Origin of the sequence: Sphingopyxis sp. (assembly GCF_036402335.1) — a bacterium.
Taxonomy (GTDB): Bacteria; Pseudomonadota; Alphaproteobacteria; order Sphingomonadales; family Sphingomonadaceae; genus Sphingopyxis.
Genome location: NZ_DASWTD010000461.1, coordinates 1 through 6412, shown reverse-complemented (window position 1 = coordinate 6412; position 6412 = coordinate 1). Strand labels below are relative to the sequence as shown.

Below are 6412 nucleotides of genomic sequence, written 5' to 3'. Positions count from 1 at the left end.
GGACCTTTGCAACTCGGGCGTGATCGTCGCGGGTGCGGCCGACATGTGGCGCCTGCTCGAAGCGGTCGGAAACGACAATGCACAGGGTGAATATTATCTCCCCGACGTTGCGACGGGAGCGATCGCCGAAGGGAAGCGCGTCACGGTGGTCGAAACCGATGCCGCCGAGGTGGCAGGGATCAACAGCCGCGCCGAACTCGCCGTCGCCGAAGCGCAGTGGCAGGCGTTCAGGCGCGAGGAGGCGATGGCGGCCGGGGCGTCCTTGCGCGCGCCCGACACGGTCTGGTTCTCGTGGGATACCGAGCTCGGCCGCGACGTGACGATCGAGCCCAATGTCTTTTTCGGCCCCGGGGTGAAGGTCGCGGACGGCGTCAACATCCGCGCCAACTGTCATATCGAGGGTGCGACGATCGGCACGGGCTGCGAAGTCGGACCCTTCGCGCGGCTGCGGCCCGGCACCATCCTCGGCGAGAAGGCGAAGATCGGCAATTTCGTCGAGACGAAGAAGGCGGTGCTGGGGACGGGAGCGAAGGCGAACCATCTCACCTACCTTGGCGACGTGACGGTCGGCGCAAATGCGAATATCGGCGCGGGGACGATCACCTGTAATTATGACGGCTATTTCAAATACCGGACCGAGATCGGCGAGCGTGCCTTCATCGGGTCGAACAGCGCGCTCGTCGCGCCGGTGAAGATCGGTGCCGACGCGATCGTCGCCGCGGGCAGCGCGGTGACGCGCGACGTCGCCGATGGCGAGCTGCGGCTTGTGCGCGGCGAGCAGCTGGTCAAGCCCGGTTGGGCCGACCGCTTCCACGACGCGATGCGCAAGAAGAAGGCGGCGGAGAAGAAATAGTCCGATGTCCGCGCCGACGCTCACGACCGCGCGCCTCGTGCTGCGCCAACTGCGCGAGGACGATGCCGCCGCACTGTTCCCGGTGCTGTCCGATCCCGAAGTGATGGTCTGGTGGTCGAGCGGACCGCATACATCGCTCGCCGAGACGATAGACTATGTCAAAGGCAATGCCAGCGAAGGACAGGGCTATCTTTGCTGGGCGATTACTGCGGGCGATGATGCTGCGCTCGGCTGGGTGATCCTGATCGACGGCAAACCGCAAGTGAAAGAGATCGGCTATATCCTGCATCGGGGCCATTGGGGCACGGGCATCGCGCGCGAGGCCGTGGCGCGGGTAATCGAACATGGATTCGCCGACCTCGGGCTACGCCGTATCTTTGCCGACACCGATCCCGAAAACAGCGGCTCGATCGGATTGCTCGAGCGGTTGGGCTTTCAGCGTGAGGGGCACCTGCGCAGCGAATGGGAGACGCATATCGGGGTGCGCGATTCGCTGATCTTCGGCTTGCTGCGCGACGAATGGATGGAGAAGGCGACGTGACCGACCGTTATACCGACAAGCCCTTCCTGCGCTTTGTCGACGCCTGGGTGCTCAAGGCGATCGGCCACCTCGACGAGCCGACCGAGGCGTATTGCAGGGCGATGGTCCCGCAACTCGAACAAAGCTTCGGGCTGACCGGCAGCTGGGAACGGATCGTCGAGCAGCAGATGAAATTCACGCCCGACCTTCCGGCACAGATCCGGAAAATCTGGATCGATGGCAAGGCGCGCTTCGCCGAGGGCAATGGCGAAGCGCCCGATCCGCGGCAGTTTGCAATGATTTTCGTCGACCGGAATTTCTCACGGGCATGAGCGGCGTGCTCATCCGTCCGGCGGCGCGCGCCGATTACGGCCAGTGGCGCCCGCTGTGGGACGGCTACAACGAATTTTACGGGCGCAGCGGCGACACCGCGCTGGCGCCCGAAATTACCGCGGCGACATGGGAGCGCTTCTTCGATCCCTATGAGCCGATGTTCGCGCTCGTCGCCGAACAGGATGGCGCGCTGCTCGGCCTCGCTCACTATCTTTTGCACCGCAGCACGACCTCGCTGTTGCCGTCGCTCTACCTGCAGGACCTTTTCACCGGCGCGGAAGTGCGGGGAAAGGGTATCGGCCGCGCATTGATCGAGGCGGTGTATCGGGCTGCGCAGGAACGCTCGTTGCCGCGCGTCTATTGGCTGACCCACGAAACCAACGACACCGCGATGCAGCTCTACGACCGCATCGCCGAAAAATCGGGCTTCATCGTATATCGGAAGCAGCTGCCGGCTTGATTTGATATCATGATATGATATCAGGGTCGCATGCGCTTCCTCGCGGATATTCCCGACGACGATATCCAGTGGCTCGATGCTCTTGCCGCCGAGCAGGGCGTGTCGCGCGCCGAGCTCGTGCGCCGTGCGGTCGCCGCTTATCGCGCCGATATTTCGGGTGACGCAATCGACAATGCTTTCGGAATCTTCAGCGGGCGCGACGATATCGGCGACGGACTGAAATACCAGCGGCGCCTGCGGGGCAAGCGCGAATGATCGACGCGCAGTTCGACAGCGATATCCTGATCGACGCACTCAACGGCGTCGAGGCCGCACGCAGCGAGCTTCGCCGCGCTGGACGAAAAAGTGTCAGCCGCGTCAGCTGGACCGAGGTGATGTCGGCGGCCGATCCCCAATCGGTCAAAGCGGTCGAGGCTTTCCTGGGCTGTTTTGCGGTCGAGGAGATCGGTGACGCGGTCGCGCGCCGGGCCGCGGCGCTGCGCGCCGAGCGCAAGGGGTTGACCTTGGCCGATGCTTTCGTACTGGCGACGGCGCAAATAAGTGGTCGCATCCTGATTACACGTAATATCAAAGTCTTTCCGGCATCGATGCCGGGTATTCGCGTTCCCTACACGCTCTGAAAGAAAGCCATCGTCCATGTGCGGAATTATCGGAATCATCGGCAAGGACCAGGTCGCGGATCGCCTCGTCGACGGGCTGAGGCGTATGGAATATCGCGGTTATGACTCGGCGGGGGTCTGCACGGTCGAAGGTGAGCAGTTGATCCGCCGCCGCGCCGAGGGCAAGCTCGGCAATCTCGTCAAGGAACTCGCCGGCAATCCCGCGCCGGGCACCGTCGGCATCGCGCATACGCGCTGGGCGACGCATGGTGCGCCGACGACGAGCAACGCGCACCCGCACGCGACGGGCGAACTCGCGCTCGTTCACAATGGCATCATCGAAAATTTCAAGCCGCTGCGCGAAGCCTTGACCGCTCGCGGCCGCACGTTCGAAAGCGACACCGACACCGAAGTCGTTGCGCACCTCGTTTCCGAACAGGTCGAGGCCGGCCTGTCGCCGCAGGATGCGGTGAAGGCGGTCTTGCCGCAGCTTCGCGGCGCCTTTGCGCTCGCGATCGCTTTCCGTCAGCACCCCGACCTGCTGATCGGTGCGCGCCTCGGTTCGCCGCTCGTCGTCGGCTATGGCGAGGGCGAGACCTATCTTGGCAGCGACGCGCTGGCTCTGGCGCCGCTGACGCAGAAGATCGCCTATCTCGACGAAGGCGACTGGGTCGTCATCACGCGTGATGGCGCGCAAATCTACGACGCCGACAACAATCCGGTGACTCGCGAGATCACGACCAGCGGCGTCGCCGCCGCGGCGGTCGAGAAGGGCAATTATCGCCACTTCATGCAGAAGGAGATTTTCGAGCAGCCGACCGTGGTCGCGCAGACGCTCTCCTCCTACATCCGCCCGCTCGAACAGACCGTCGCACTGCCGCAGATGGATTTTGACCTCAGCAAGATCGACCGGATCACGATCGTCGCCTGCGGCACCAGCTTCTACGCCGGCATGGTCGCCAAATATTGGTTCGAGACCTTCGCGCGCGTCCCCGTCGACATCGATGTCGCGTCGGAGTTCCGCTACCGTGACCCGGTGCTCCAGCCCGGCGGGCTCGCGCTTTTCATCTCGCAGTCGGGCGAGACCGCCGACACGCTCGCGGCGCTGCGCCATTGCAAGGCGAACGGACAGACGATCGCGGTCGTCGTCAATGTCCCGACGAGCAGCATGGCGCGCGAAGCCGATCTGCTGCTGCCGACGCATGCGGGGCCCGAAATCGGGGTCGCCTCGACCAAGGCCTTTACCTGCCAGCTTGCGGTGCTCGCCGCGCTCGCCGCGCACCTCGCGCTCAAGAAGGGCAAACTCGGCGCCGACGACGAACGCGAGATCGTCCGGCACCTGATCGAAGCGCCCGCCGCGCTCAACGCCGCGCTTGCGCATGACGAGGATATCGCGGGCATGGCGCACCTCGTCGCGCCGGCGCGCGACGTGCTCTATCTCGGCCGCGGGCCCGACTATCCGCTCGCGCTCGAGGGCGCGCTCAAGCTCAAGGAAATCTCGTACATCCATGCCGAAGGCTACGCCTCGGGGGAAATGAAGCACGGCCCGATCGCGCTGATCGACGAAGCCGTTCCGGTGATCGTCCTCGCGCCCTCGGGCCCGCTGTTCGAAAAGACCGTCAGCAATATGCACGAGGTGATGGCGCGCGGCGGCAAGGTCGTGCTGATTTCGGACGCCGAGGGGCTCGCCGAAGCCGGTGACGGCTGCATGGCGACGATCGAGATGCCCAAGGTCCACCCGCTGATCGCGCCTTTGGTGTATGCGGTGCCGGTTCAGCTGCTCGCCTATCATGTGGCAGTGGCAAAGGGCACCGACGTCGACCAGCCGCGCAATCTGGCGAAGTCGGTGACGGTGGAGTGAGTCCGAGCCCCTTCATCGCAAGGGATTCCTGGTGGCGTATTGCAGCGGCAATCGCGCTCTGTCTCGGCTTCGTGTGGGTTTCATCCATCTTTGCAGGGATCATCGCTCCCCCGCAGGGTGTGAAGCGACAGATCGTCGGCTGGCTCGGGCTGATATTCTTCGGGTTCGCGGGAATAGGGCTTTTGCCGCGCCTGTTCGGTAGGGCGGAGCGTGTGAAAATTTCGGCCCGAGGGATTTATTCGCGTTCCTGGTCGGAGGACACAATCCCGTGGCAAGAGATTTCGCGAATCTCGACATGGGGAAGCAACGGTAAAACCGAGTTCATTTTGTTGCACCTCTCACAACCTGACCGGTTTCCGCCTTCGCATCCGGCTGGCTATTTTTCGAAAGCGAATGCCCTGTTCGGTGTGCGTGCCGACATCTGGATCGGCTTTTTGTTGACCGATCGCCGCATCGACGAGGCGCTGGCCGCTATCGACCGGTTCCAGAATCCCGCTGAACCCGCTGTCCATTCTGTGCCGACCCGACCGGGTTTTGGACGCCGTCGGGTTTGACGCAATGATCTACGAATATATGAGGATCCGATGAGCTGGAATACCACCTGCCACTGCGGCGCCGTCGCGGTGCGGCTTGCGAAGGCGCCCGAAGAGATCGCCGAGTGCAACTGCTCGCTCTGCTTCTCGCACGGCATCCTGTGGAGCTATATGTCGCCGCGCGATGTAGCGATCGAAGGGGCGACACAGACCTACAATCGCGCCGACCGCGAAAATCCCAATTCGGACCTGCATTTCTGCCCAACGTGCGGCTGTACGACGCACTGGTCGGCGACCGCGGGGCTGATCGAGCGGATGGGCGGCGAGGTCGACCTGATGGGTGTGAACATGCGCCTGTTCGCGCCGGCGCAGCTCAGCGGATTGAGGCTCGGCTTTCCCGACGGGCGCGGCTGGTCCGGCGAGGGGCCGTGGGGCTATGTCCGCGAGCATGAGGTTATGCGCTGATCGACGCGCGTCGCCGGCGCTTTACGTCGGCGCGTTCGCTTGCGCGAGGATCGACGCTGCGATTTCCTCGATCTTGCCGGACACCAGCAACGGGGCGCCGCCGACCATGCCGACCTGGGTCTGGCCATTTTCATAGTCGCGGAGCCAGGCGACATTTTCGGCGACGACCAGATAATTGCCGCCGCGCGAATTAAGGGAAATGAATTTCATGATTCTGCCTCCTGACCCTGAAAGGCATAGGCACCAAGTATGAAGATTGTGAGATTCGCATGACCTTCGCCGGCATCATCTTTGATTTCGATGGCGTCGTCGCCGACAGCGAGGTGCGCGCGAACCTCTCGCTGGCCGAGAGCCTGACCGCAGCAGGGATGCCCGCGACTTATGACGAGTGCCTTCGCGACTATTACGGGCACAACTGGCAGGAAACCGAGCGGCGCATCGTCGCGCGCTACGGCCGGCCGCTGCCCGCCGATTTTCGCGAAACGCATCGCGAGCGGGCGCGGGCGCGCTATATGGAGGGCTTCGACCCGGTTCCCGGCGTAGCGGGTTTCCTCGACACGCTCGGCCAATTGCCGCGCGCGATCGCCTCGTCGAGCCGCGCCGAATATATCGGCTGGGCGCTCGGCCTGTTCGGGCTGGGGCATCATTTCGGCGAGCATGTCTACAGCGCCGACGGCTGGGATCGCGGCAAGCCTTTCCCCGACATCTATCTTGCCGCTGCGAAGGGGCTCGGGGTCGATCCGGCGCGCTGTCTTGCGATCGAGGATTCGCCGACGGGCGCGCAGGCT

At 63.9% G+C, this 6412-nt stretch carries 11 protein-coding genes; 10 read left to right on the top strand and 1 reads right to left on the bottom strand.

Annotated features, from left to right (window positions below):
- From VGD20_RS15025 to VGD20_RS14985, 9 genes are all read left to right on the top strand, one after another.
- Positions 1-853, top strand: an 853-nt coding sequence (locus tag VGD20_RS15025) for a DapH/DapD/GlmU-related protein (RefSeq protein WP_331135220.1), incomplete at its 5' end; no start/stop codon positions are given.
- A 4-nt stretch (positions 854-857) separates the two neighbouring features.
- Positions 858-1394: a GNAT family N-acetyltransferase gene (locus VGD20_RS15020; RefSeq protein ID WP_331135219.1), complete on the top strand. Its 537-nt coding sequence runs from the start codon at positions 858-860 to the stop codon at positions 1392-1394.
- Positions 1391-1705 carry a hypothetical protein gene (locus tag VGD20_RS15015; RefSeq protein WP_331135218.1) on the top strand — a complete coding sequence of 105 codons (315 nt, stop codon included), beginning with the start codon at positions 1391-1393 and terminating at the stop codon, positions 1703-1705. The genes VGD20_RS15020 and VGD20_RS15015 overlap by 4 nt, the downstream gene beginning before the upstream one ends.
- Entirely contained in the window at positions 1702-2166 is a 465-nt protein-coding gene (locus VGD20_RS15010) for a GNAT family N-acetyltransferase (protein WP_331135217.1), read from the top strand. Before VGD20_RS15015 ends, VGD20_RS15010 begins: the two co-directional genes overlap by 4 nt.
- 30 nt (positions 2167-2196) lie before the next feature.
- A complete protein-coding gene (locus VGD20_RS15005) occupies positions 2197-2421 on the top strand; it encodes a CopG family transcriptional regulator (RefSeq protein WP_331135216.1) in 225 nt (74 codons plus the stop codon).
- A complete protein-coding gene (locus tag VGD20_RS15000; RefSeq protein ID WP_331135215.1) occupies positions 2418-2786 on the top strand; it encodes a PIN domain-containing protein in 369 nt (122 codons plus the stop codon). Before VGD20_RS15005 ends, VGD20_RS15000 begins: the two co-directional genes overlap by 4 nt.
- Before the next feature lie 16 nt (positions 2787-2802).
- Positions 2803-4626: a glutamine--fructose-6-phosphate transaminase (isomerizing) gene (gene glmS / locus VGD20_RS14995; protein ID WP_331135214.1), complete on the top strand. Its 1824-nt coding sequence runs from the start codon at positions 2803-2805 to the stop codon at positions 4624-4626.
- Positions 4623-5180, top strand: coding sequence for an STM3941 family protein (locus VGD20_RS14990; RefSeq protein WP_331135213.1), 558 nt, complete (start codon positions 4623-4625; stop codon positions 5178-5180). Before glmS ends, VGD20_RS14990 begins: the two co-directional genes overlap by 4 nt.
- A gap of 30 nt (positions 5181-5210) precedes the next feature.
- Positions 5211-5624 carry an aldehyde-activating protein gene (locus tag VGD20_RS14985; protein WP_331135212.1) on the top strand — a complete coding sequence of 138 codons (414 nt, stop codon included), beginning with the start codon at positions 5211-5213 and terminating at the stop codon, positions 5622-5624.
- 21 nt (positions 5625-5645) lie between these two features.
- On the opposite strand, the gene VGD20_RS14980 is transcribed toward VGD20_RS14985, so the two are convergent.
- On the bottom strand, positions 5646-5834 hold the full coding sequence (locus VGD20_RS14980; protein ID WP_331135211.1) for a hypothetical protein: 189 nt from the start codon (positions 5832-5834) through the stop codon (positions 5646-5648).
- Positions 5835-5893: 59 nt separating this feature from the next.
- Between VGD20_RS14980 and VGD20_RS14975 the strand changes: the two genes are divergently transcribed.
- Positions 5894-6412: HAD family phosphatase (locus VGD20_RS14975; protein ID WP_331135210.1), on the top strand; the 519-nt coding region annotated here is incomplete at its 3' end.

Bases quoted from the DNA above. Each gene is read 5' to 3' on its own strand.
- VGD20_RS14985 (WP_331135212.1), top strand. From the start codon at position 5,211: ATGAGCTGGAATACCACCTGCCACTGCGGCGCCGTCGCGGTGCGGCTT.
- glmS (WP_331135214.1), top strand. From the start codon at position 2,803: ATGTGCGGAATTATCGGAATCATCGGCAAGGACCAGGTCGCGGATCGC.
- VGD20_RS15020 (WP_331135219.1), top strand. From the start codon at position 858: ATGTCCGCGCCGACGCTCACGACCGCGCGCCTCGTGCTGCGCCAACTG.
- VGD20_RS15005 (WP_331135216.1), top strand. From the start codon at position 2,197: ATGCGCTTCCTCGCGGATATTCCCGACGACGATATCCAGTGGCTCGAT.
- VGD20_RS15010 (WP_331135217.1), top strand. From the start codon at position 1,702: ATGAGCGGCGTGCTCATCCGTCCGGCGGCGCGCGCCGATTACGGCCAG.
- VGD20_RS14980 (WP_331135211.1), bottom strand. From the start codon at position 5,834: ATGAAATTCATTTCCCTTAATTCGCGCGGCGGCAATTATCTGGTCGTC.
- VGD20_RS15000 (WP_331135215.1), top strand. From the start codon at position 2,418: ATGATCGACGCGCAGTTCGACAGCGATATCCTGATCGACGCACTCAAC.